The organism is bacterium (assembly GCA_030685015.1).
Classification (GTDB): Bacteria; CAIWAD01; CAIWAD01; order CAIWAD01; family CAIWAD01; genus CAIWAD01.
In genome coordinates, this window is record JAUXWS010000087.1 from 141500 (window position 1) to 166291 (window position 24792).

Below are 24792 nucleotides of genomic sequence, written 5' to 3' on the forward strand. Positions count from 1 at the left end.
CGCGACTTAGGTTCATCGCGGGATACGATCCCCTGTCCGAGAGGGTCTGTCAAGTAAGGAGAGAAGGAATATTCGTGGGGCTGGCTACTTTTTTGTCACAAGGGCTTCCAGGCGCCTGAAGAAGGCCGCGTAATCAGTGACCTCTTCTTCCTGGATCTCGCTCGCGCTGCGATAGTAGCCCACGTGATGACGCCAGTAATCCAGCATCTCGCGGGGGACGAAGCGCTGATCTTGCTCCAGCATGGCATTGATCAGGTCGGAGGGAATCTCCTCATCCTCTGGGAAGGCCGGGTCGAACACGTAGTCCAGCCTGTCGTCCTGGGTGATCCAAGCGCCGATGGGCTGCTTGCGTGTGGAGTCCGGATCGAACTCGAACACATAGAACCAGAGCACTTTCACCGGCTCATCTCTCCTGTCGATTGGAGGTTGACCGTCCATTCCGTCGCCTGCTGGTCCAGCAAGGCCTGGAGGGCCTCATCCCCACCGAAGTCCTTCACGGCATCCTCCCAGGCCTGGTAGGTGGCTTCCTGCCGCTTGTCCAAGTCGTGCGGATCATTCGTGCAGATGAGAAAGCGCTTTCCGCCATCCACCTCCTTCAGCCAGCAGAAATGCCCCTTGCGCTCCGTCACCACGCCACGAAAGGCATGCACGGGATGGCCTGCGTTCAGCATATCCAGGACGCTCATCTCTGCGAAAAGAACGAAGTAGCGCCACGCCTGGATCGCGCCTGTGTGGCGGTCGAAGACAGGCGAGGCCTCCAGCACGCGGATGCCTGCAGCGTGGATGTCAATGGCATCTCCATCCTGGAAGAGAACCGTAATCGTGGCCCCGAAGCCCGTCATCAGGGATTCGCAGTAGGCCTGGAAGGCCAGGCGCTCCGGTTCTTGCATGCTCATGCTACCTCGCAAACACGACATCCTCGATCCGCCGGCCGTCCGGCAGAACCGTGATGCCGTGCTTCTTGAAAAGGGCGATGACCTTGACCCTGCGACCGGCATCGCCGACGACGATGGAATCCATGTTCTCCAAGAGGGGAACCGCTCCCTTGATGATGGTCTCGTTCCCGCAGTAGTGGGGCATCTTCTTCAGCGTCTCCAGGTCCGAGATCCGGTTCTCGCGGACGAAGTTCCCCACCACCTTGCCGTAGTGGTCACTGTTGTAACTAATCGCGTCGGCACGACGTAGCAGATCGGGCTTGAAGCGGATGGTGTTGGCCTGCGTGTTCGTGGATCGCATGATGCGCGTGAAGAAGTAGCTCGCCCCGCCCGAATTCATGTCCTGGGACGGGCTCATGCCGCCGATGGGCACCCCCGTGCTGAAGCGCTCGGCCGTCGGGATGAAGGACTGGTTGGTCGGCAGCACGGCCTCCAGGAAGTCCTCCACGGAGCCCTTCGTCATGCCGTGCATGAGCACGTAGCCCTCCATCTCCCTCTCCAGCGTCTCGCGTGACACGTCGAAGCGGACCTGCACGCGCATGCCTGCCGTGCCACCCTTGCCCGTGGCGACCGCCGCCTGGTGCGTGCCCATCGGGTTGTAGTCGGGCAGCTTGGTCACGTCCTTCACGCCCAGATGGCGACTCCAGACCTCACGCCAGATGCGCACGGCGGACTCGGTGGAGGCCTTCTTTGCTTCCTCGGCCGCGGCCAGGAAGGCAGGGCTGTCGTCGATCTTGGCGACGAAAGCGACCTTCTGCAGATACATGAGCTCCTCGTCCCAGGGTGTCGAGGGCGCCGTGTCCAAGCCCAGAACCTTCAACCGCTCCATAGCCCGGGCGACGACGCTCTCGGAGACGCCCTCGCGCACCTTGACGGTCATGCGCCCGTGCATGGCGTAGCTCTTGCCCACCGACTTGCCCGTCCCCTGGAAGGGCTTGTAGACGGCCTCCACCCCGTCCCCCAGGTCCACATGATATTCGACCAGGTTGTCCATGATGGACGAGTGAAAGCGTGAGAGCGGCACGTGCTCGGCCTCGACCACCAGCTCGTGCCCCTTGGAGACCACACGATCCTCCGTCCAGCGCGGGCTGGCGGTCACGCGCAGGCCCTTGCCCTTCGCGGGAGCGCCGACGCCCTTTTGCAGGGCCTTCAGCTCGGCGGCGGAGGGCGCGTACTGCTTCACCAAGGGGAGTTTCGTTGGCGTGCCGGCAGTCGAGGCCTCCACGGCATGCGCGATGTCGTCCAGGGTCTTCAGATACTGCTGGGCCATGGATTGCTCGACCGCACTGCCAGCCTTTGCCAGCTTCTGCAAGGCTGGCCGCAGATCCTCCGCCGCGCGCAGTTTCGTCGTGTTGTAGTTCAGGTCACCCACGTGCGTGTTGACGGTCTTGGCGGCCGCCAGGATCGTGTCCCAGAAGCCATCCTCCACCGCCAGCTCCTTCGGGACCTCGCCCACGACATTCGCCTTCAGGAGTTTGACCAGGCGCTTGTCCGCCTCCTGGCGCAGCCGCAGCTGCAGGATGGTTTGCTTCTCACCGTCCATCCCGAAGACTTGGCGGACGAGGATGTTCTGGTCCTCGATGTCGCCCTTGTCCACGGCCAGGGAGCGCCCCTGCCAGCCGGACTCGCGGATCGTCTCCACCTCCGCCTTCAGGTTGATGCGGCTACCCCGCGCCCAGGCCTCGCCCGTCTCTTTGGCTGCGGGCGTTGCCGCCGCCGGCGCCGGCGCGGCGTCCCCGAACCGGAAGACCACGGGCTTCCCGGTCCGTGCCGACTCTATCTCGCTGTAGAATCGCTCGAAGTCCGCCTGCAGCGTGTTTTTGCGCAGGGTGGCGGCTTTGAGGAAATCCTCCAGAGCGCCGGGCTGGCTGGCGAAGCGCCGGCCGGCGTAGGGCATCAGCATCTCGCGGTAGGCCGCATCCGAGATTCCCTGCACGCGGCGCACCCACACGCCCGTCGCCTGCAGGTCCAGTTTCAGTTTCCCATCGCGGTGGGCGCGCAGCAGCTTGTTGTAGATGGGCTCGTCGAAGCGCCCGCCGGCGTTGGGCGCGTAGTCAACCGAGAGCTTGTCCTTGCCGAAATACTTGTAGAGCTGGCCCTTGTCGATGCCATAGACGCGACCGTCCTGGGCACGCAGGAACTGCTCCGCGTGACCGTCGTGGTTGGAAATGAGCCAATCGGCCACATGCTCGCGCTGGAGCTGAACCAGGTCCTGCGGATCAATCGTCGTGACGTCGATGCCCTTGTAGTTGGCCGGCTTCTTCAGCCCCTGCTTCATCTGCTGGATCGATCCCATCCGCATCCGGCCATGCATGTCCTTCAGCTCGATGAAGCGGACCTCGATGGCGTCCGGATCGATCTCGCGCTGGATCAGGTAGGCCACCTCGTCACCCCAAGCGCGGAAGTCCTCGCTGATGGGCTTGAACAGCCACTTGTCGCCGGCCTGGTCCGTGTAGAAATACTTGGTGTGCACGCCGCCCAGCTCGCTGGCGTCGCTGTGGAAGGTGAACGGGTTCTTGGCTTTGAGCGCCTCCCAGGCCTCGTCTGCCTGGCGTGCCTGAACGGCCGGGCTGGCCGCTGGCGTGGGCACAGGCGCCGCGGTTGGCATAGGCGCAGCCTTTGGCGCGGGGGCGGACTTGGGCGCCACTGGAGCCGGCTTGGGCACAGCGGGCGCTGGTGGGGCCGGCACCGGCACGGCTTTTTTGAGCTTGGCCGCATCCTTGGCAGCGGCTACTTTGGCCGCCACCTGCTCGGCGATCTTGGGCTGCAGGGGCTTCTGGGTCAGGTAGGCGACGGACTCGGGTTTCGTGAACCACTGGAAGTTCTTGACCTTCGCCGCCTTCAAGACCTCGCGTAGCACCGACTGACTATTGAGTTCCACCTTGAACGCGAAGACGTCTTGAGCCTTCGACAGGTAACCACCCAGGTCTGCCGCCTGCTGCGGTCCCAAGAGCTCCAAGTTTCCGTGGACCTGAGCCAGAAGCTTGTCCATCTGGGCGTGGAAGGCTTCGAACTGAGCCGGGTCCGATTCCAGTGCCTTCAACTGCGCCAGCCCCGAATGGAAATCCGCCACGGCCTGGTTGGCTTTCGCCAGTTTCGCCGCGGCATCCTCGGCCGCCTGCTTGGCCGCCTTCCCAGCATCCTCGGCCTGCTTCAGCGCCGCCAGCTTGGCCGCATCCGTGGCGTGGTCGGTCTTGTAAAGGGCCGCCAGCAGCTCGTCCTTGGACTTCAGCGCGCCGATCTTGTACTGCTTGAACCAGGCGTCCAGCTCATTCATCGTGTGGCCGGAGAGCCACTCCTCGCTCTGCCCGGAGGCCTTCGACAGGAGCGAGATGCGCTCGGCCTTGGTGCGGCCGATGGACACGCCCTTCTCCTTGGCCACCTCGCGCAGCTGGGCGCTCGTGAGCTTCCCGTAGTCGCCGCTCTGGAGCGCCTCCTTCACCACGACCTGGCCCAGCGTGTCGCTAACGATCTTGGCCTCCAGGGTCGCCAGGTCGGTGATCTGGGAGAGATCGCCGGCGCCGGGCGTGTGCGTGCAGCGGCAGGCCGGGTGCAGGGGCTGGCTGGGCAGGCTGGTGAGCGGGTATTCCTTCCCGTCCAGGGGCTCGCACTCCGGGCACATGCGCTCGTCGCCTGCCGTCAGCCAGAACACGGACTTGACGCCGAGCTTGGCTTCAAACTTCAGCGCGCCCTGGTTGTAGGCCCGCATCGTCTCGGATCTCGCGATCAGCTCGGCGCGCTGCTGCACGGTCTTGAAGACCGTCTTGCCCGCCTGGCGGAACTCGTCCGGGTTCTTCACGATCCCGCCGATGCGCCTCGCGATCTTCGCCGGGCCCTCACCCTGGGCGATGCCCACTTGCACGGCACCCTTGATACCGGCGACGAGGTCGTCCGAGAGCTTGCCCAGGAGCTGCAGCTGGTAGCCGGAGAGGAAGTCGAAGGCGTCGGCCGGGAAAAGGGAGAAGGCCCCCTCCGCCAGCGCCTCGCGGCCGGCCTGGTCCAAGGCCTTGTATCCACCGGCCTTCAGGACGCCGAGCTTGGCAAGGGTGCCGCCGACTCCTGCCTTGGCCATCTCCTTGGTCATGCCCTGGTAGGCCATGGTCAGCTCCTGCTTCAGCTTGGCGCCCGTCGCTGCCAGATTCTTGTCCAGCGCTTTCAGCCGAGTGAGCTGGACGAGCTTCCCGCCCTGGCGGTCGGGCGCGAACTGGGTGAGGTCGCCCAGACCCAGGATCTCGGCCTTGACGGACTTGGCCGCCTGGTCCAGGTGCTTCAGGCTGGTGGTGAGGAGGTCGTCCGAGTAGGCGCCGGCCTTGGCCAGGCTTTCCGCCGTGGCCTTTTCGATGGCTTGCCGCTGGGTGGTGGCGTAGGCGTTCAGGGCCCGGCTGCCGCGCACCAGGAGGAGCGCTTCCGCCTGCAGGTGGAGCGCTCCCACCGGCAGCGGGGCATGCGGCCGGCCACACGTACAGGTGGCGCTGGGCATCAGGCGGCCTGGGCGGCTTCAGCCTTGGCGAGGCTCTCCTGCACCAGGATCTGGGCGCGCTGCAGGAGCAGCTGGTCCACCTGGTCGTAGAGGGCCGCCACGTCGCCCGTCTGGCCGTCCGGCGCGCCCTCCGTGGGCTTGGCGTCCGGCGCGCCCTTCAGCCGCTCGGCCAGGTTGAGCAGGTAGAAGACCTGGTCGTTCTGCAGCATGCCTTGCTGGGCCAGGCCCACGATGTCGCCAGGGGACAGTGGCGCGATCACCTGCTTCGTCTCGCGCTTGGTCTGGGCCTGCTCGATGTCGGGCGAGAGGCCCATCATCGCCTGCAGGCTGCGCACGCTGATCAGGCCGCGGTCGTAGAGGTCCACCAGCACCTTGCGCTGGTCGGCGCCGGCCGAGAGGTCGATCTCGGGGAAGGCGATGTGCAGGGTCTCGCCCTCTTTCCCGCGCATGGCCAGCCAGTCATCCAGCACCCACTGCAGCATCTCGCGCGCCGTGTCGCGCAGGTCCGCCAGCATGAGCTGGATCTTGGCGAAGCCCAGGCTGGCGGTTGAAAAGTTCGCTCCATCCCCGGAGACTAGGGCGCGCGTGAACCCCATGGCGACGATGACGTCGCTCTTGGCCTCCTTCACCTTTTCCTCGGTCTTGAGCGTCTCGCCCTCGGCGCCGTAGGTGTCGATGGTCACGTAGAAGGGCACGACCGCGCCCTGGCGGGCCGTCATGGCGTCGAAGATCTTCTTGATGTCCTTCAGCATGGAAGGCTTGGGCATGACGACGGTCTTGCCGAACTGGCCGCCCACCTTGATCAGCCGCACAGGCATGGCCCATCGCTTGGCGATGGCGCGCTCGGCACGCCGGTAGTCGCGCAGGAGCTCGATGGACTCGAAGGCCGGCAGCACCATGCTGGTGCCGTGGTCGGCGAAGTCCGGCGCGTCCCACATCCAGCGCCGGAACTGGGGCAGGGCCACGTCCTGATGGCCTGTGGGGTTGCCCGAGGTGTCCAGCGTGAAGGAGCGCACCTTCACCACGGTGCCGTCCTGGACCGTCGTCTCCAGGAGGAGCGGGTTCAGGGCCTTCACCTTCCTAAAGTCCTGGTAGAGCGGCGCGCCGTCCTGGGTCGTGTCCTTCTTCTCGCCGCCGTAGACCTTGAACGCCGCCGCTTCACCCTTGGTCAAGAGCTGCAAGAGCTGGTCCTTCAACCAGCGCTTCAGGCAGAGGCGCTTCTTCAGCTCGTCGACCGCCTTCTGCAGCTCGTCACTGGACGCCAGGACGGTGAAGTCCTCACCCACCGCCAGCGTGCGCCAGGCATTGATGCAGTTGTTGACGATGGGTTCCTGCTGGTAGTACTCCCAGGCCTTGGCGCCCCGGTCCGCCCAGGCCTGGGCGATGCCGTCGTTCTCCGTCTCGCTGGCGAAGGGGTCCAGCGTGGCGGCCTGGGCCTGCATCTCATCGCCCACCAGCAGCACGCCGCCCGCGCGCGGCGCGCGGTTGAAGATCCCGGATCCAAGCAGGTTCATGGTTCCCCCTCGCTACTCGAACACGCTGTCCGTCAGCAGGGGCATGACGAACTCCGCGTCCAGGCTACCCCCCTCGTCCGTGAGCTGCTTCAGGTGCTCGCGCTCCTTGCGCAAGACGGCCGTGCGCGTGGAGTCGATGATGTGGTCGTTGCCCTTGGAGTAGATCAGGCGGCCCATCTGCGTCTGGCTGTAGGTGTGCGTGCAGAACTGGTCCTCCCAGTCGAGGTCCACGTCGCCGGCGGGAAAGAGCAGGGTGCGCGCCGCCAGGCGGCCGTTGATCAGGCTGGTCATGTATTCCTTGATGCGCTGGACCTTGGGCCGGCCCTGCGGATCGTAGGACGTGGTCAGGCTGCCGCCGAAGTCGTAGGTCTCCAGCCGGAAGGCGAACTGGTGGCCCTCGTAGCGGTCCTCGGTGGTGAGGATGTGCTCGACGGCCAGGCCATTGGACCCGGCGTCGAAGCCCAGGCCGGCGAAGTCGAAGTGGTCGTCAAGGATGGCGATGATCGCCGCCTGGAAGGTGTAGGGCATATGCTCGTTGTGGACGCGCAAGACAGGCACCAGGCGCCCGCGTTCGTCCTCCAGCCAGACCGTCAGCTCGCTGGGGTCGTTGGTGTAGCCCAGGTCGCCGCCCATCCAATACGTGCCACGCGCCTCGTCCTGCAAATCAAGCAGAGATTCCAGCCGGCTGAAGGCCTCGTCCACCGAGTGGATGGCGCTGAATTCCTCACCGTCGATCCGCACCACGCGGTAGACCTTTTCCAGCTTCCGCTGGCAATCCCGGAACTGACGCACGTTGAAGGCCGAATATGACGGCGCGCCATGCTCGCCGGCCACCTCGTGCTGGAAGCCCGCCGTGTCCTTCCCGCCGTAGAACTTGGCCTCGCCCTCGGTGTCGGCCTGGCACCAACCCGGCACGATCCAGCTCGGCCACTTGTAGATCCTCCAGCCGCTGGCCGGCTGGGTGATGCGGTAGTAGGTCGTGTTCCTCAGGCCGTTGGGGTTGGAGTAGCAGCGCATCTGGCCGCCGCGGTTGAGCACTCTTCGGAGTGCGCGCCAAGCGGGCTCGGGGTACCAGGCGGCCTCGTCCACCAGCACGCGGTCGCAGTGCAGGGAGCGCACGCTCTTGCCCGTCGGGCCCGCCGGCCGGAAATAGATGATCGTGCCGTTCTTCCACGTGATCTGGTAGTAGGGCTTGCGCGTGATGCGGTGCCGGCCGTTCGCATCGACGGCCACCATCTCCAGCAGGAACTCGCTGTTCTGCAGGTGGGCCTCGACCTCCTCGATGATCTTGTTCACATGGCCGTCGTTGGGCGCTGTCACCAGCATGCGCCCGTTCCGGGCGGTCACGCCGTAGTGCAGGACCTGCACGACGATGTCCACGGTCTTGCCCACCGCACGCCCATCCTGGTGGGCGATCTGCAGGGCGGAATCCCGCACGTCCTCCACCTGGTGCGGCCAGAGGGCCATGGGCCGCCCCGACTCCGGGCCGTCGAGCTGGGAGAGGAAGCCGGCGGAAAAGGCGACCGGGTCCAGCAGCACCTGAACGAAGGAGATCTCGTCCTGGGAGAGCTTGGCCGGATGAGGTTTACGAATCGTCATCTATCTGATTCTCAAGGTGTTCCGACTTGACTTCCGGGAGGGCCTTGTGCAGACTGATGTCCGAGAATGAACGGGCGAGCTTATCCCCGCCAGTCACACCCCAGCGCGAGAGGACCCATGCGGTCACAGATCCCAGCCTTTGCCGAACACCTGGCGGCCCGGCAGCTTGCCCTTGGCACTATCACGCCCTACCTGTCCGAGCTGCGCCGCTTTGCCGCCTTCCTGGAAGCGGAGGGCGTTGCCTTCGATGGACTTTCCATCACGCAGGCCACACGCTACTTCGTCCGAGAGGGAAGGTCAAGTCTGACCACGCGCCGGGCCCTGACCATCCTGAACCAGTTCCTGACCTGGGCCAAGCACCCACTGGCGCCTGAGCTCGGCGCCATCCGCCTGCCCCGCGCGCACCAAGCTGCCCCCGACTACCTGAGCGAGGTCGAGGAGAAGGCGCTGCGCAAGGCCCTGAAGGCGCGCACGGACGTCCGAGACCAGCCCCGGGACCGGGCGCTCTTCTGCCTGCTGCTGGACACGGGGATTCGCATCTCCGAAGCCGCTGGGCTGACCGTGGGCGACGTGGAGCTGGATGAGAAGACGATCCGGCTGGTCACCAAGGGCGACAAGCGCCGCGTGCGCTTCCTACCCGTGGAGACGCGAGACCTGCTACGGCCGCTGATGGCCGGCCAGCCGGCGGAGAGCGCCGTGTTTCGCACCCGGACCGGGCGCGCCGTCAGCGATCGGCACATCCGCCGCCTGCTCGACTCCTGGGCCAAGGCCGCCGGGATCGAGCGGTTCATCCATCCGCACGCCCTCCGGCACACCTTCGCCACCAGCCTGCTGAAGAAGACCGGCAACCTGCGCCTGGTCCAGCTCGCCCTGGACCACGAGAGCCCCAAGACGACGGCCATCTACGCCCACGTGGCCGACGAGGAACTTCGGGCCGCCATCGAAGGTCGATGCAAGTGAGGCTTCGTGGTGCGGATTGGATGGAGGCAAGCACCTGCCAAAATCCCAACAATACAGGGTTTAATGATGGCAGTTGGTGTTCGGTGTGTGTATGCGTTTTAGGAGCAAATCATAGTCAATTCAATCCCGGTCACTGGATTGTGATGCTAACCAAATTTCGCCACCTTATACCCAACAAACAGAAAGAAGGTCGATGGCAACGGAAACTCAAACAGCAGCATGGACCGAACTCAGTCCGACACCAGCGGCCGCTGCGATGCGCCGGCTTAGGGCCCAGCGCCGACAGGCCCGCATCGGTTCTGGCCAAAGCTTGCAGCAGGTTCGCATCGAAACCAGCCACTACCTTCACCACACCACGCGCATCGAAGAGCGGGGCTCCGGCAAGGTCTGGGTCCGCCACTCCTGGGAAGGGCGCGTGCAGGTGAAAGGTCACAACCACGTCATCACGCGCAGCGTGGCCAAGTACGGCGCCCGCAAGGCCTACCTGCAGTGCCTCAATCAAGTAGGCGAGTGGCTCCTCCTACTCTACCCTGCTGATTGGGTGGAGGTCAAGCTGCAGACGCTTGTGGACAAAGCGCCCGAAGCGTAGACCCCTAAACAACTCAGATTTCCAATTATCGCCCCGAAAGGGGCGATTTCTCTCACTGTCCAATCAATCAGCACCAAGACAATGTTTCAGCAATAAAACCTGATTAATATTTCTCTATTCAACTTGACTTATAAAAGTGTCTCTGCGTAGTTATGCCCACCAAACGAGGAGACGGACCGATGACGAAGATGACGCGCAAAGGCCTGATTAACATGCTGGGCGAAGACGAAGCCGCTTTCATGCAACTCTTGAAGACCAAGCTGATCCAGCTTATGGCAACCGACAACTTGGACACGGTCCAGCTTGCCCGCGACGAGATGGCCAACCGAGGCTTGGGCACGAACGGAGAGTGGATTGGCTTTCCGGCAGCCAAAAAGCTCTGGCAAGCGCCGGCTGCTGCCGCCCAGCCGGGCGCCGACGATGCGACGATCGACGCTGGCCTTGCCGCCCTGGCCAACATCCACTGCGGGTTCGAGACCCTGGAAGCCCGCAACATGGACGCTCTGGACTTCCACGAGGTCTGCGTCCTAAGCCTGAAGGACGCCCTGCGCGCCGCCTTTGAGCTGGGCCGGGCAAGCAAGTAACCCACACGAGAGGAGACACGGACATGCTGCTCAACGACCTGATTGCCAAGCTGGAAGAGCTGGCCCAGGACCACCCGGACGCAGAGGTCAGACTCCTGACTCAATCTCAATGGCCTTTTCAGAATTGCCTGCTTGGCATCACCACCCAAAGCGCCATTGCCGACGAAGTGGATCAGCAAGAGGCCGAACGGCTTCTGGAGCGGGGTGTCGAACTGGAAGACGAGGACGAGGTCGGCCCGCGCAAGGACGCCAACCCTGGACCCGAGATCATCTACCTGGTCGAGGGCAGCCAGCTCGGCTACGGCAGCAAGGCCGCCTGGGATGTCTGCGAACGCTGAAACGTGCCGATGGAAAACTGATACACCGATCACACGCCCGGGCCGGCAGGATTCTGCCCAGGCAACACCAAGGAGACGACCAATGGCAAAGCAGAACTGGGACGTGAAGGCCTTCGTGGCCGGGCAAGTGGCGCTGGGACGCGAGACCCTGGGTGGCGCCCGCAAGCGGCTGGGCCGCGTGGATGTCCAGCTCCAGCAGGCCTTCCTGCAGCTGGGGCAGGATGCGCAGCTTCAGGCGGAGATGGCCACGGTGATGGGCCGCATGCAGGCCCTAAAGGAAAGCGTCGAGCAGGTGGCGGAGCGGCTGGACGCGCTTGCACCGAAGGAGACCCTGGCTGCCCAGGAGGCCCAGGTCTGACGGCCCACTGGCATTCCCACTCTTACGGGCCATTCGTGGCCCGTTTTATGTTCAACCATTATTAGTAGTCCAGAACTAAAGTCCGAAGATTTCTCACGATTATGTTGACTTAGTTAAGTGGCGATGCGTAGTTACGCCCAACAAAAAAGGAGAGACACCATGTCAAGCATCGAATCGGCAGTCACCAAACGCATCGCACGGACTTGGATGGTGGGTTACGACACTACGGAGCGCGCGGACTTGGCTGCCCTGGGTGACGGGCAGCTTTCTAACGCCTACCGCCGCTTCCATGGCGCACTGAACAATAGGACGGAGCAGGAGAAGACCGAAATCGCCGCCCTCTACGCCGAGCTCATGCGTCGGCACTACCGGCGCCAAGCCGCCGTGGAGGAGCAGGCCCGGCAGGCCTGGGCCATGGTCGAAGCCGCTGGAGTCTGGCCGAACAGCACCAAGCGCGTGCCGCAGGTCGGGGCCAGGGTTTGGAAGGTGTTCCCCGCCCTGTTCGGCATGGCCCTACGGGTCAATGGCCGGGTCTTTCGGGCCAAAGTTGGGCTCCGGGTCCGGCTGGACGCCGGGCAGCCCATCGCCGGCGCCAAAACGGTCGACCTGGACAGCGGATGGCGGATCGCAGAATAGCCTTAACGCCAGCCTCAGCAAAGCGCCCCGAAAGGAGCGTTTTCTGCTTTACTGGACTAGCGATCCATTTGACTGCTTGTGGCATGTAAAATAGTCCGAAGATTTCTCATATATAACTTGCTTTCGCAAAGTGTCACTGCGTAGTTATGACCAACACAAAGGGAGACGGACACTATGACGATCAAGACTAACACCAAGCAAACCGCCGCCAACAACACCTTCCTGAAGAGCGTAAAGCGGGACTGGAACACGAAGATCTACAAGCACGTCCTGGCCCTGGTCAACACCCAAGGCGAGGACGCCGCCCGCGCCAACCTGCAAACCTTCACCACCGCCACGCTGAACTACTAAGAGGGCTGGACTCATGACGACCAACACCAACCTCGCGCCCATGAAAACCGGCCTCTACCTGCTTGGGAAGGCCAGTGCCCAGGCAAATACCCTGCAGGCCACACTGCAGCGGGCCGCCGCACAGTTTGCCGCCGACAAGCGCTTCCGGAACGACCTCGGCGACGCCCTGGCCCAGATCCACAAGCTGGCCGAAGCCATCCAAGACCTCGCGGTCCACGCCGAGATGGCCATCGACGAAACTCCAACCGCTTGACAGCCAGCAGCAATAAGCTGGAGCACTTCATGAACACGACCGCCACCGCCCAGACCACCACGGTCGGCCGCTTCACCTTCAACCACGAGACCGGCAAAGTCGTCGGCCCCGCCGGCTACCTGCAAAGCGGCCGGTTAGAAGCCATCATGGACAAGATCCACAGCGGGCAGAGCACGGTTTACAACACCGGGCGCCAGCTGGGCCATGGCGGGATCAACCTGATCCTTGTCTGTATCCAGACCGACTACGCCGCCTGGGCCGGCGAACAGGAATTCCTGGCCCTTTCCCGCCGGTAGCGGCAACCCCAACAAGGAGCCCATGACCATGCGACTGCTCTCAAGCGCCCCTGCCCGCATCTTCGCCACCTTGGCCGAAGCCGACAATGCTGCCGCCGAGCTGGCCACCGGCGAGACCGAGGGCTGGACCTACACGGTCATCCCGGACCCCAAGGGCTCCGGCCGCTGCACTATCGAGATCCGCGACGAGGACGGCCGCTTCGTTTCCAAGCTGACCAGCTGAAAGGACCACCCCCATGAACCGCTTCACCGTCACGCGCACAGGAACCGGTGCCCCATTCGGAACCATCACCCTTGACCCTCTCAATCCGGATCCCGACACAAAGGCCAGCTTTACACCGGCCAATGCCCGGTCCAAGCGAGAGTCCTTTAACGTGGAAGCCCAGCTCATCGACGCCGCCCGCTGGCTGGCCGAAACTGAAGACAACGTCGTGAGCATTTGCCTCGACTGCGGCTTGACCGTCGGCAAGGAGCCTGAGGCGACACTGGGCGCGCCTGGCGCCTGAAGCTTCCACCAAAAGCCCCATCAAAGGCGCTCCGAAAGGGGCGCTTATTGTATAACTGGGCTATTCATCTCTTTGACTGTTTTAGACATCTAAAATAGTCCGTAGATTTATTAAATCTAACTTGCTATCCGAAAGTAACGATGCGTAATTATGCCCAACAAAACGGGAGAGACACCATGACGCGCAAGACCAACACCCAGAACGCCACGGGCAACAACCCCCACATCCTGGGCCGTTTTTCCAGCCCGGCCCTGGCGGCCTCCTTCTCGGCCAGGACCCTGAAGGCCTCGCGCCAATTCATGGGCGACGACGAGAAGATCTGGGTGGTCACCATGGCCGAGGGCGAGCGCCTGCTGGCCGACGGATACGAAGAACTGCGCTAAGCGAAACAGCAAAAGGAGACGGACCCATGACAACCGAAGCCACCACCACGCTACAAGACCTGCTGACCCAGCTCGCGCATGCCAAGGCGGTGTTGCGCGAGGCGCGGCATGACGACGACATGACGCACCGGGACGACGCAGCAAAGGCGGAGGTCCAGGAGCGACTTATCTACGCCAGACTGGCTCTTCGGGACGTCGAGATGGCAATCGGTGAGGCCATGGCCCCAGGCGGCAAGGCCGTGGTCATCCTCACCCTTGGCAGGGAAACCTGCCTCGTCTCCATCACCACCATGGCCAACATTGGTCAGCCGGAGCGCGCCTACAGCGACGACTTCTGTGGAGCCTACCAGAAGTGCGAAGGATGCAAGGTCTGGAAGCAGACGATCCAGTTCTGGGCCAAAGACGGTCGCTGGGTGCCCAGCATGGTCGAGACCATCCTCAACCGCCACGGATACCGCCTGATCGGCTGGGCAGACAACATGCCGGCTGCCGCGCGCAGCAAGCACAACAGCGCCATCTGACGGACAGCCCCAACGCCCGGCGCTGGCCCAAGGGCGGCCCGGGCCTGCTAAGGTGGACGCCATGCATCAGCAGATGATTCGGGAAGAACTCACGCGGCAGGGCCGGAATGGCATCAACCCCCGCTGGATCGAAGGCTGGATGCGCCTGGAGCTGGGCTGCCTCGACTGGCTGGACAAGCCTCGCTTTCGCCGCGAGGTGACCATCGCCGCCCAATGCGTGGACGCCTCTACCACCCACGAAAACGAGACCCTGGCCATGAGCCTGCTCGGCCCGCCGCGCAGCCAGCGCAAGGAGAACACACATGCCTGACTTCACCCAGATACCCGCCCACCTCGCCCCGGCTCTCTTCGCGCCCGCGGGCCACCCTGGGCCTGCCCGCTCATCGCCATACGTCGCCCAAAACTCACTCCGGCGAAGTTCGTTCTTGTCACGGTTGCGGAAATCCTCACCATGACTTCCACCTGCAGTGCGCACCCATGTCAAGGGAATGCAGCACTTCCGCACAGATCACTTCGACACTGGTACGTGGACAAAATCCAGGGGAATGACTCAGACTGATCAACTTAAGATGTTTGCGAGGTACGACCATCTGCACTTGCTGCATGAAGCCAGCTACATCCATCGTGCAAGCGTCGTGAGGCAATCCACCAACCTCGTCTGCGTCATCAAAATAGTCGCAGTCGATATCCAAAATGATCGGAGTTTCGCGCGGTATAATGCTGCCTAGCTCCGCGAGATTGCAGTGACCATCGCAGCGAAGTATTGGAATGCCATTACTGCCATCTCTTGATGGTCGACAACGCAGACGTCGGACGCCTCGGTTTAACAGGTCGTCCTCGGCCCAGCCAACCGTGATGGACGAGGGATTTCTTACGCCGGCGATGTTCGCAGTTGAATGATCGGGAAACACGAAAGCTATTCCAATGACCGGCAGCAAGTGAAGGGCGAGCGTTAGGTATGATCCAATTTCGATGGCACTGCTGTCGACGGCCGATCTCACCGTGAACGGTTCCTGCGGCGAGACTGTCTTACCGGTCCAGCGGTCGATTAAACGACCTGTTGCATCCGGAACGACGTTTGGACTGCCCAAGTCGTCGTGACTATCGGCGTGGATGATGTAAACTGGCGGTCCGTTCAAGAACATCGAGAGAAAATGCGGCAGGATCGCTGCGTGATGGATGACTTCTACCGCAATAACGGATCCCGATGTGTGTGTTGCCAGGACCGTCGAAAGCGGCGGCACACATGCAGACGTCTCGCAAATGACCCGCCCCGGGAGAAACTCGATGCGAATTACATCCAGTATCTGCAATTCCTTGCGAGCTACGGCCTCGATGTCGATACCGAAAATGGGATCAAGAGGGATCTCAATCGACGGCATAAGTGCGCGTAGCGTCTTTTGGAATGGCGCGTCGACACCAAGTATTTAGGGCTTCGAAGTCTAGGGGCAATTCCGCCGGCAGTGATCGACTCAGTGTTTCGAGCCGAGCAACGGCATCGCAATCACTGAACTGTTTCATCATCATCTGACAACTGGCGCAGGTACCCGACGGTGCATCTTCCAATGAATTGCCGAACACCGGCCATGCCCGGTGTGGACCGAACACGGCGTTGATGCGCGCCAATGGGTGAGCCGCAAGACGATTGAGGCAACAGGCTAAACTGTCCTTACCAATCTTTCCGAGTTTCATCCCAGGGGTATCTTGCTTCGCGTTGCAGCACACGACGACTTCACCACTAGGTGTGACGGTGGGGCTTGTGAGTGAGAAAGCACAGCGCGCACCGCAAGCATCGATTGATTCCTTCAGTCCGCTTGCGGCGGCGCGTCCGATGCTTGAGATCTGAGCGGGAAGCCAGTCGACTGATTCCGCGCCTTGAAACAACCCCGCGCACGCGTGCAGCAAGGTATCACAGGTCCAAGTCGACCCGCTCTGTTCGACAACGTTTACCGCGACATCTAGACCTAGTGTAAGACCGCAATCCAGAAAGGCAGCAAGCTCCCTCAGAGACACGACTCGAGCATGCCAGTCGTCGTACGACACCATTACCCTTTCCAAGCCAGCATGGGCAAGTCTACGCAACCGAACCGGTGGGGCAAGTTGACCTGGTGAAAAGATCGAGGTGACCATTTCAACCATCAAGCCCGCGCTGCGGGCAGTACCGACAATCTCCTCGAGTTCGGCGTGCAACAGCGGTTCGCCACCCGTCACATGGATCGTGCGGATGGAAAGCTCACTTGCCTGACGCACCACCGCACGCACAAGTCCCAACCCCATTTCTTCACCCTGAGGACCTGCACCAAGGTAACAGTGCCCACATCCAGTGTGACAGCGCTCAGTAACGCGGAGTGCAAGGACGTATGGCACAGCGATTGGCACTGCTGATGAAGGGCCATCGTACTCATATGATTCGAACATTCGGTCTCCTTCCTGTTCGCAACTCAGCTCACCGCAATGAGTTCCTTCGCCAGCATAGCCGGGCCGAGCAGGAGACCCAGTCGTTGTCCCCGTTCTTGACAGTCAGTTAGGCGCATTCTCGCCGCATCTTCCAGGGAACTCAATTCTCGGGTGAAATGATGGCCCTTCAATTTCAGGCGGCCCTCATCGTCCTTCATGCCATGGACCAGAACAAAAGCAGGCTCAGTCGGTACATTCCGCAGGATATCGTTGAGAGCGTCGTCAACATCATAATTGTAGAACAGAGCTGACACGTATTCCATCGCCCATTGTAGTCTAATTTCGTCCGTCGACACCTCGCGTAATGCCCAAAAGAAGTACTTAACGCGTTTCCAGTAGTCTATGTAGGGCCACGCGCATTTTGCTCGCGGTCGCATATCATACCTATCCGGCGAAGCATCGTACAATCGCCCATCGTCGAGCAGGTTGAAGCGGAGCGCAGCCAACCAACGCCTCTCGGCGCCTTCACCAAGGCCTAGCCGAGGCCGTACGCGGTCACAGCGCATCTGAAAGTGTGAAAAGAAGTAAAGAGCCTGCTTCTCATTCCAAAATCCCGAGTCTTTGTCGATTAGATCATCAACAAAGCGGCCCATGAGACAGGCGAGCAACTGATGACGAACGATGTCGGGCCGTTCAGCAGTCGCTTCACGGCCAAGTACGGCTTCCAGAGTGGGGAGCACGAAGCGGGCGGTGTACATGTAGTGCAGGTAAACAACGATGTGTTCTAGTTCAGATAGGGATGCATCCCGAAGCTCGTCCAGAGTCTCGGCGATCTCGAGTTCAATGTATGGAGCGATAGAAGATAGCCATCGATGAAGCTCGACAGGACCCTCGAATTCAAAGTTGAAATGACTAGTCGCCATCATGCTTGCGCCCTTCAGGCTTCGAGCGACGGAGTAGACTGCGGCGCTGGGACTTCAGCCAAGAGCTTTTGCACTCGCGCTTTGAGTTCCGCGTCTTCCGTTGTGTCAAGCGCACGGGCAGCGTATCGAAAGGCGGCGTCGAAATCCCGAAGGACTATGGCGGCACCTGCAGCAAGGTAGCCCGCCAAGGGTGAGCGCAGAACAGGAGGAGCTGTCCTGTAGGCTAAAAGGGCCTCTGCGTGGCCGTGCTTTGCGATCAAGCCGAACATTCGCTCAGGCAGATCGATCGTTGAAGCAATGCATCCATTACGCGCCAGGCATCCACCCCGACATCGGCCCGAATGCGCATGAGTGCAATCGGTGCACCATTTGAACAGAGTTGGCATCCACCTGTTTCGGTCAACGGATCTCTGGAAGTGCCGCTTCAAATCCTCCGGTGAAGAAAAATCTTCGAGAAGGACCCTGTCACAACCGGACAGCGCAAAGCAACGCATTACTTCTAAGTCTGGACTGATATCTAATGGGACATCACACGTACCTAGGCGGCTGGCAGTCTCAGGGAGATACTTAGCCAGCCATCCAAGATCTTCGTCGCTGAAGAAGCAAACAGGTATCGGGCAATCTAAGTGAGCCCGCAGGCCTAGCTGGACTGCCTTTCGCAGCATTAGCATGCATCGGGTTGCAAGGGGCTCGAAGTCGACCGCTCCTACCACGCGGCAAGCTGCATCGAGCTCGGGATGGGCGACAGTCCACCGAAAGGTTTGTCGTCCAAGGTTGTAGGCCAAATTGGGCATGAATTCGGGGGAGAAGCCAAGTTCCCACACGTTAAATCCTAGGGTGGTGCGGAATCCCCGGCGAATGGCATTAACAGCGTTGCAAATGACGCTATCGAAGCGGCCCGGGGATGCGTAGGTCATTGGCTCGTTGACATTAATGAGCAAGCTGACATCTGCAGCATCAAGATTATTGAGCAGGGCCGTATCGAAATAACCGCCAGTAAATACAGTCAACGACACTTTGGGGCAGATCTTGCGGAACACTCTTACTATCGCCTGGAGTTCTGGATGCAAAAATGGCTCGCCACCCAGTAGTGAGAGCGCATCAAGGCCGTTCAGCGCCACCCAGCGGGCGACACGCTCGGCGTTGGCGATGCTAATCTGACTACTGCCACTCCGCGTGCTTTCGCCAACCTCAAAGCAATACGGGCAACGGTTAGAACACTTTCTCGTGATGATGAGGTTCATATACCTCCCCCGACGGCGAGAAACTTCCGCCAGGAATCAAGAACCTCCATGTGATTGATGAAATGATCGTGCAGTCTCAGATTGGCTTTACAGACGTTTGCGGAGAAGGCGGAGTCCTGAAGATCGAAGGCCGGGCATCCGTGCTCACAGAGAAAACGGGCTCTACAATTTTGGCACACCGTTTCGTATTTTGCATTTTTCGCGTGAAAGGCCACCAAGGCATCAAGTTCGAATGGTGCCGTCAGCCGTGCAACATTTCCCATGCTGTAGCGGGCAAACTTCTCACCTGTACCTGCACAACCGCAAGGATAGATTTCTCCAGCAAGGTCGATCGCGACCATGGTCAGTCCGGCATGACAAAAGGGCGTATCGCATGTCAACTGGCCAGGTTCTTTTGAAAAGCAGCGCTTAAGGAAGCGATCAATTTTTTGCGCCAACCGCTTCTCGACAATCGTAAAATCTGATTCCTGGGTTGCCGTGCACACGTCACGAAATGCTGTGAAAATCGCTTCGGCAGGCAGCGGGCTCATAGACGAACCTTTACCGACGGAAGCACCAACGTTGGCCAAGAATGAAGTTACTCCAATTTCGCGCAGAAACTCCATGACTTCCGCCATACGGTCGTAATTATGCAAACCTATAACGCAAATTGGACCGCTAAATAGGCCAGCCGCTCGCGCCTTCTCGATGCCCCTCATGGTTGCGGCATGATCTCCGCGCATCTGGTTGTGTATGTGGGCCGGACCGTCCAAAGATGTGCCTAGGCTGACACCGAATTCGCGGAAAATGGAAAGATGCTCATCCGATATCAGCGTTAGATTACTCTGCAGTCCGAAAGACACTTTCCCACCGCGAGCAGTTGCTCGTGCAGTAGTGTATTCGCAAGCTTCGGCATAGAAACTGGGATCCAGCAGCAGTGGCTCGCCTCCGTGGAAAATCACGGAAATCGCCGCAGAACTCGACGAAGAAAAGATGGTATCAACGCCCTGGCGCAGGACCGAAATATCCATTAATTGTTCAGCACCAGGCTTTGATTGGACGGCTTTTGCATAGCAATAACGGCAGGAGAGATTGCAGGCTGATGTCACCTGAAAATGGAGTTCGTTTACGCGCCGCAGCGCTCGGGCTAGTGACCGCTGACAGAAATCGTCTGAGGATGTGAAATTCTTTGGGCGTAGTCCGGCCATAATAGAACCCCGCTGCTGCGGCACGACGGGGCCGCCCAGCTACGTAACAACTATAATCTCTAACCTCAGAAAGGGTTTGTGTTCCCGCTTGGACCGCTTGCCATAAAGCGTGTAAAAACACTTTCCGGCGAGTGGTCAGGTTCCCCGACTATACTTATGGTAAACGGAATAATTTGCGACTGTCTGCCCGGATTCCAAATCCTGATCACGCTTCAATAGCTGCATGAATTCCTGTTCAGTCGGCAGATGCTCATGGTCCGGGTGATTCCCGCTCTTGACGGCTGGCTTCTCGTCGTTCATGGAGTCGCTCCTTAGCTCGCTGTTGGAAGTTTCTAAAGCGGATCGCGTTCCCTTTTGTATTAGGCCATACGGGACAGAAAAACACCGAAACGATGCATGACCTAAATACATCTTGAATGAACTAAAGTCGATCGGAATAACTCATCAACCATTAAATGGTCAATTTGTTCAGATCGCTGTGCATTTTATCGACCAGCTCGTTGAACGTGACTGCAAGATAGTATTCCGACTTCTGTCTGGTCATGCTATCGAGCCCCAGCCTGAGAATGAGGAAAACTTCGCGCATCAGAACAGGAGAGTCAAGGGCACATGTGGATTCCTTGTGACCTCATCCCCAACCTAGGATCAGCAAACATTAGGGGCAATCAGGCAACTGGAGTGAGCCGTCCAGGCCGACTGACACATCTACCAACCAGACACGAATAGGGCCCGCAAGCACTTGCAGCTGGCCTTGCCCATTGCCACTCTCATATCCTGAAGTTCCGGGCCTGGCGGCCGGCCGTCTGCTCCTGGGCGACTGGCTGCGGTTCATTTGTTGTCAAGAAAGGGGGATATTTTGGAAATATTCTATTGCTTCAACTGCGCAAGGAAAAACGGACACGTGGATCCTGTTGACCCAACAGGAATTACACTAACATCCTATCAATTGGGAAAATACATTAAACACACATGTCCATCAAGTATTTATGACATTAATTCCGTACTTGTTGATGGCAGTTTATCTGCTTACGAAAACTACCTGATCACTGCTTCTGCATCTGGTTGTCTTCAGTTGGATGATCGTGGAAGAAAGAACTTGATCTATTATGCAGGAGAAGAAACGGGCCTTCAATACAATAATGGAATATATACGATGCCGTGTAGTGGTATTAAAGTTGCCTTCTGTGAAGATGTTGGAAAAATTCATCTGTTTCCAAAAGTTTTTCACCCGAACTCCAGAACATGCACAGACTGTGGCTGCCCTGTTCCATTCAACCCCTATTTTACATTCTAACTAATACTGATGATTATCTATTAGATCCTATCTAACACGATACTCTCGGATTCGTGTGTGATCAATCAGTAATTCCATCGTCGTCAATGTAAACACTTTGCCGTCCGTCGCTTGCAGCATGCGCCGCATGTCCTCCCGCCGGACTTTAAACCCTCTGCCGGCGATGCAGGCAATCACATCATAATCTCTGCCCTGTTCATCCCGCAACGTCCTGAGTCGCTGCACGCGAGTCACTTTGTCCCGAGCTGTCCCATCATCTTCGGTCAGCTTGGCTTCTATCACTGCAACCGGCGTGAACTCGTCCGGAATGAAGAAATCCGGGTTTTGGTCGAAGCCCGCGATCCGTTCAGCGCGCTTTGTATCACGGAAACTGATCTTAGCTTCCGTCAGCACGTTCTTGACCGCAACCTCTACTACCTCACCCACAAGTTCGCTGACTGAATCGCGATGGGTTGCAAATGGGCGACCAAGAAATCTCTCATAAAGCAGAACCGGATAGGGCGCTCCGAGATCGGCGATCGACCGCAGACTCTGGAACCCATGGGCCGTGTCCGCCTTCTCCAGGCGATGAATTATTCCTGGAGGCATGGTCCTTGTTGCCTCCTCGATGGTCCGCACACCTGCTTCGACCATTGCTCGCACCCTTTGGCCTGTGAGGCCATTGCCTAAGCTAATCGGGTCCAGAGGGTGAAGACGAATCCTACGATCAATGGCGCGCGCCGCTCCCTGATCAATGGTGACGTCCATGCGTTCCGTTGTCACAAAGGCCCACTCTGGTGGCGTAAAACCCAAAATGCAGCGGAAGACTATTAAGGAGATTGGAACTCGCTGAACGGCAGCGAGTATAGTGTCAGTCGTTACAGTGCCAAATGCATCTGTGTGAAAGCGAAGCGCTTGGTAGCCACGTTCAAAAGTTGGATAGTCTATGAACCCTTCACCCTTTGGCATCTCCAGGAAACTTGACGAGAGTTCGCCGAACACCTCGTCAACTAACGGCTCCCAGGCAATTTCTGGATCGCGGTAATCGATCTCAAAACGCAATGGCATCCTGGTTCCTCTCGTTCATTTCGGCCAGGGCGAACAAAGGACCCATGGCGCTAGACGTCTGCACTTCAGTCACCTGGAGCTGCACCACCACGGCCTCTGGATCTGCTATCTGGTGCAGAACCTGTCCAAACAACTTGAGCTTGTCGCCAGTAGGTAGGGTACTATCCCATGAGGATCTAAGGCGCCAAATAGACATACGCGTTAGGTGACCAAACACAATGCACCGCGTGTCACCGCGCGTCGGCTTACGCCCGCCAACCGTTAGCAACTCCAGATCATGATTCACTACAGCCGCAAGTTCCGCCGAGGTCTCGAATTGCCACTGCCGTGGCGCCCAGCCAGAACTCCTGCAAACAAATACAGTGTCGACGATTGACGAGGCGGTTCCGTGGATATGTATCGATCCACCCATTTCAGCCGGACAGGGAAGCGAAGCAGAGCATGTAAGGCCAGAGTCCAAAATGGCGACACCAACAGCAAAATACGCTTCGATCTTGTTGTGGTGATACGTGAACGCAAGGGGCGCCCCTGGCTTAAGCGACTCGGCCATCCGCGAGTAGACCCTGGAAAGACCATCCGTGAAATGCTCGATGCCGCGCCCACGGGTCACATTGCCGGTTAGCTCTGCTTCAGCTCTAGTGGACAGGCGGTCGAACCCTTCCGCGTCCTTGCCTACAATCCGGCGAAGCCAGACGTAACAGAAGTCCATCAACTCGCCGTACTGGACGTTTCCGAAGTAAGGTGGATCTGTGAAGACTGCGTCGATGCTCTGTGGAGGTAGCTCAGCAATTGTCGAATCCTGACAGTGGATCCCAACCACACGCTGTCGAGCGCCATTTCGCTTCTCCCCAATCCACTCACCTGTAATAGGCACCTGCACGTTCTGCGTGCCCACACGATGCATCTCAAATGGCTCAACGCAGTAACGTTTCGCCTTTGTATACTTCTCGACAATGTTCGTCCAACCACCTGACCCGACATTCGTACCACCACCGTTTACGATCCCCAGCAAATTCGACTCGCACTGCACCAGCCCAATAGGGAACCCGTGCACCGAGAAGATGTCGAGCGATTTCAGAGCCCAAGTGTCGTACCGGCAAAGAAGATTCTGATAGCGAAGTAAATCGGATAGGTTTGTCGCAAGTGCGTGGCGCACCCGCGTGTCTTTCACACTGTGGATCGAGCGCGCACTGAGTTCCAGGTCGAGCAACTGGCGGTGATTGAACATTTGACGGTAATAGCTGTAGCCCCACTTGCGCAACCGGTCTGTCTCATCGCCTGGCAGAATTTCCTGATCAGGGACGAATCGTGGTTGGGTCTTGGCCCAACGCTCGTCCACCAAATTGAGTCGGGCTAAATCCTTCGAGTCCGGCTTCTTGAAGAAACGCCCCTTATGACCGGCCTTTCGGAGAGGATTGAAATACTCGATCGCAAATAGCCGGTGCCTAAGTGGCCCCGCCTCTGGACGCGGATACTGGTTGACGTGTCCGCATCGGCCGCACGAACAGCGACCTCGGCCAGCTGGTCCGTCCAAAACTAGCGTAGTGTCGCATTCAGCGCATGCCCCTGGGGCGCTTCTATCGGCCGCCTCGTTCAACTCTCCGCAACAAGGACAGATCAGCACGTTCAACGGATGCCGGGAATCCTCAGACACCAAATACCCAGGAAACAGGTCGACTGGACTGCCGCATTCTTGACAGTCAATAATCTTAACCCACAGGAAGTACTTCACCGGCACATCAATATCGCCGTAGATCGGACAATCAGTCGTGTAGAATTGGCCAATATCACTAGCCAAGTTCCCCAACAAATGATCAGCCGCTTCCTGATAGTCTTTGAGATCCAGGTGCTCAATTTCCTCGCGAACGATCCAAGAGGCCATCGGGTTGATGTCAAATCCGGCAACGTCACATCCCACACGATTGGCCTCCAACAATGGAGTACCACCTCCCATGAACGGATCGGCGACCATTCGACCTGGGAAGTCATTTGCGACGAAGTACAAGTCTTGAAGTGATCCCTCACCGAACTCCGCAAGAGTCAACGCCCGAAACAAGGCTCCTGGCCGACGCGCGAACCACTTATGTACTGCGATTATAGGGCGATAGTTTTGCTGGATTTGCTTTTCACGAAGGGCGAGGCCCGCTACAAAAGAAATGTCAAACCGGGATTCAATGGACATTAACTGAGCTCCTTATCTGACAACAAATCAGTATTGTAATCGCCTCGGTAGAGCTCGCCGATCTTGGTATTGAGAATGGGCTTCATATCACGCATTACAAGATGGTCGCCATCGGTTCAACATGATGGAAAAGTAGCAAGGGGATGCGACCCAGCCGAATGTAGCGGTAGAAACAAAAGTCGCAGCCGAAATGCTATTTTACAATTCATCAATTT

Annotated in this window: 28 protein-coding genes; 15 read left to right on the top strand and 13 right to left on the bottom strand. The window is 59.5% G+C overall.

What is annotated here, in order from left to right:
- Nucleotides 1–84 precede the first annotated feature (84 nt).
- The 5 genes from Q8O14_12850 to Q8O14_12870 are packed head-to-tail and all read right to left on the bottom strand — an operon-like array spanning nt 85 to nt 8528.
- Nucleotides 85–399: a hypothetical protein gene (locus tag Q8O14_12850; protein MDP2361616.1), complete on the bottom strand. Its 315-nt coding sequence runs from the start codon at nt 397–399 to the stop codon at nt 85–87.
- Entirely contained in the window at nt 396–896 is a 501-nt protein-coding gene (locus Q8O14_12855) for a hypothetical protein (protein ID MDP2361617.1), read from the bottom strand. The genes Q8O14_12850 and Q8O14_12855 overlap by 4 nt, the downstream gene beginning before the upstream one ends.
- Nucleotide 897: 1 nt before the next feature.
- Nucleotides 898–5415, bottom strand: a complete 4518-nt coding sequence (locus tag Q8O14_12860) for a minor capsid protein (GenBank protein ID MDP2361618.1) — start codon at nt 5413–5415, stop codon at nt 898–900.
- The gene (locus tag Q8O14_12865; GenBank protein MDP2361619.1) at nt 5415–6929 is read right to left on the bottom strand and encodes a hypothetical protein; all 1515 of its coding nucleotides are present in this window, start codon (nt 6927–6929) and stop codon (nt 5415–5417) included. The genes Q8O14_12860 and Q8O14_12865 overlap by 1 nt, the downstream gene beginning before the upstream one ends.
- 12 nt (nt 6930–6941) lie before the next feature.
- Nucleotides 6942–8528, bottom strand: coding sequence for a hypothetical protein (locus Q8O14_12870; GenBank protein MDP2361620.1), 1587 nt, complete (start codon nt 8526–8528; stop codon nt 6942–6944).
- A gap of 117 nt (nt 8529–8645) precedes the next feature.
- Here Q8O14_12870 and Q8O14_12875 point away from each other — a divergent pair, with 117 nt between their 5' ends.
- The 14 genes from Q8O14_12875 to Q8O14_12940 all read left to right on the top strand — a co-directional run bounded on the left by Q8O14_12875 (nt 8646) and on the right by Q8O14_12940 (nt 14613).
- Nucleotides 8646–9488, top strand: a complete 843-nt coding sequence (locus tag Q8O14_12875) for a tyrosine-type recombinase/integrase (GenBank protein ID MDP2361621.1) — start codon at nt 8646–8648, stop codon at nt 9486–9488.
- 310 nt (nt 9489–9798) lie between these two features.
- Nucleotides 9799–10077, top strand: a complete 279-nt coding sequence (locus Q8O14_12880) for a hypothetical protein (GenBank protein ID MDP2361622.1) — start codon at nt 9799–9801, stop codon at nt 10075–10077.
- A gap of 179 nt (nt 10078–10256) precedes the next feature.
- Nucleotides 10257–10661 carry a hypothetical protein gene (locus tag Q8O14_12885; GenBank protein ID MDP2361623.1) on the top strand — a complete coding sequence of 135 codons (405 nt, stop codon included), beginning with the start codon at nt 10257–10259 and terminating at the stop codon, nt 10659–10661.
- 23 nt (nt 10662–10684) lie between these two features.
- Nucleotides 10685–10999: a hypothetical protein gene (locus Q8O14_12890; GenBank protein MDP2361624.1), complete on the top strand. Its 315-nt coding sequence runs from the start codon at nt 10685–10687 to the stop codon at nt 10997–10999.
- Nucleotides 11000–11081: 82 nt separating this feature from the next.
- On the top strand, nt 11082–11357 hold the full coding sequence (locus Q8O14_12895; protein MDP2361625.1) for a hypothetical protein: 276 nt from the start codon (nt 11082–11084) through the stop codon (nt 11355–11357).
- Nucleotides 11358–11516: 159 nt separating this feature from the next.
- Complete coding sequence (locus tag Q8O14_12900; protein MDP2361626.1) at nt 11517–11993, top strand: hypothetical protein; 477 nt, start codon at nt 11517–11519, stop codon at nt 11991–11993.
- 174 nt (nt 11994–12167) lie between these two features.
- Nucleotides 12168–12344, top strand: coding sequence for a hypothetical protein (locus Q8O14_12905; protein MDP2361627.1), 177 nt, complete (start codon nt 12168–12170; stop codon nt 12342–12344).
- Nucleotides 12345–12357: 13 nt separating this feature from the next.
- Nucleotides 12358–12597, top strand: a complete 240-nt coding sequence (locus Q8O14_12910; GenBank protein MDP2361628.1) for a hypothetical protein — start codon at nt 12358–12360, stop codon at nt 12595–12597.
- Between the two features lie 29 nt (nt 12598–12626).
- Complete coding sequence (locus Q8O14_12915) at nt 12627–12893, top strand: hypothetical protein (protein MDP2361629.1); 267 nt, start codon at nt 12627–12629, stop codon at nt 12891–12893.
- Between the two features lie 22 nt (nt 12894–12915).
- Nucleotides 12916–13116 carry a hypothetical protein gene (locus Q8O14_12920; protein MDP2361630.1) on the top strand — a complete coding sequence of 67 codons (201 nt, stop codon included), beginning with the start codon at nt 12916–12918 and terminating at the stop codon, nt 13114–13116.
- 13 nt (nt 13117–13129) lie between these two features.
- Nucleotides 13130–13399: a hypothetical protein gene (locus Q8O14_12925; protein ID MDP2361631.1), complete on the top strand. Its 270-nt coding sequence runs from the start codon at nt 13130–13132 to the stop codon at nt 13397–13399.
- Between the two features lie 176 nt (nt 13400–13575).
- The gene (locus tag Q8O14_12930) at nt 13576–13782 is read left to right on the top strand and encodes a hypothetical protein (protein MDP2361632.1); all 207 of its coding nucleotides are present in this window, start codon (nt 13576–13578) and stop codon (nt 13780–13782) included.
- A 26-nt stretch (nt 13783–13808) separates the two neighbouring features.
- A complete protein-coding gene (locus tag Q8O14_12935) occupies nt 13809–14303 on the top strand; it encodes a hypothetical protein (GenBank protein ID MDP2361633.1) in 495 nt (164 codons plus the stop codon).
- Between the two features lie 61 nt (nt 14304–14364).
- Nucleotides 14365–14613, top strand: coding sequence for a hypothetical protein (locus Q8O14_12940; GenBank protein ID MDP2361634.1), 249 nt, complete (start codon nt 14365–14367; stop codon nt 14611–14613).
- Nucleotides 14614–14749: 136 nt separating this feature from the next.
- Here the strand turns inward: Q8O14_12940 and Q8O14_12945 are convergent, their stop codons facing one another.
- From Q8O14_12945 to Q8O14_12970, 6 genes are all read right to left on the bottom strand, one after another.
- Nucleotides 14750–15685, bottom strand: a complete 936-nt coding sequence (locus Q8O14_12945) for a hypothetical protein (GenBank protein ID MDP2361635.1) — start codon at nt 15683–15685, stop codon at nt 14750–14752.
- Nucleotides 15672–16721: a radical SAM protein gene (locus tag Q8O14_12950; GenBank protein MDP2361636.1), complete on the bottom strand. Its 1050-nt coding sequence runs from the start codon at nt 16719–16721 to the stop codon at nt 15672–15674. Before Q8O14_12950 ends, Q8O14_12945 begins: the two co-directional genes overlap by 14 nt.
- A gap of 23 nt (nt 16722–16744) precedes the next feature.
- The gene (locus tag Q8O14_12955; protein MDP2361637.1) at nt 16745–17626 is read right to left on the bottom strand and encodes a hypothetical protein; all 882 of its coding nucleotides are present in this window, start codon (nt 17624–17626) and stop codon (nt 16745–16747) included.
- Nucleotides 17627–17637: 11 nt separating this feature from the next.
- Nucleotides 17638–18867, bottom strand: a complete 1230-nt coding sequence (locus Q8O14_12960) for a radical SAM protein (GenBank protein ID MDP2361638.1) — start codon at nt 18865–18867, stop codon at nt 17638–17640.
- Nucleotides 18864–20054 carry a radical SAM protein gene (locus Q8O14_12965; protein ID MDP2361639.1) on the bottom strand — a complete coding sequence of 397 codons (1191 nt, stop codon included), beginning with the start codon at nt 20052–20054 and terminating at the stop codon, nt 18864–18866. Before Q8O14_12965 ends, Q8O14_12960 begins: the two co-directional genes overlap by 4 nt.
- A 135-nt stretch (nt 20055–20189) precedes the next feature.
- Nucleotides 20190–20354: a hypothetical protein gene (locus Q8O14_12970; protein MDP2361640.1), complete on the bottom strand. Its 165-nt coding sequence runs from the start codon at nt 20352–20354 to the stop codon at nt 20190–20192.
- A gap of 601 nt (nt 20355–20955) precedes the next feature.
- On the opposite strand from Q8O14_12970, the gene Q8O14_12975 reads away from it, so the two are divergent.
- Nucleotides 20956–21348: a hypothetical protein gene (locus Q8O14_12975; GenBank protein MDP2361641.1), complete on the top strand. Its 393-nt coding sequence runs from the start codon at nt 20956–20958 to the stop codon at nt 21346–21348.
- 27 nt (nt 21349–21375) lie between these two features.
- Here Q8O14_12975 and Q8O14_12980 read toward each other — a convergent pair whose 3' ends face one another.
- Both Q8O14_12980 and Q8O14_12985 read right to left on the bottom strand, forming a co-directional pair.
- Nucleotides 21376–22395: a hypothetical protein gene (locus Q8O14_12980; GenBank protein ID MDP2361642.1), complete on the bottom strand. Its 1020-nt coding sequence runs from the start codon at nt 22393–22395 to the stop codon at nt 21376–21378.
- Nucleotides 22379–24577, bottom strand: a complete 2199-nt coding sequence (locus Q8O14_12985; protein ID MDP2361643.1) for a DNA methylase — start codon at nt 24575–24577, stop codon at nt 22379–22381. Before Q8O14_12985 ends, Q8O14_12980 begins: the two co-directional genes overlap by 17 nt.
- Between the last annotated feature and the right edge of the window lie 215 nt (nt 24578–24792).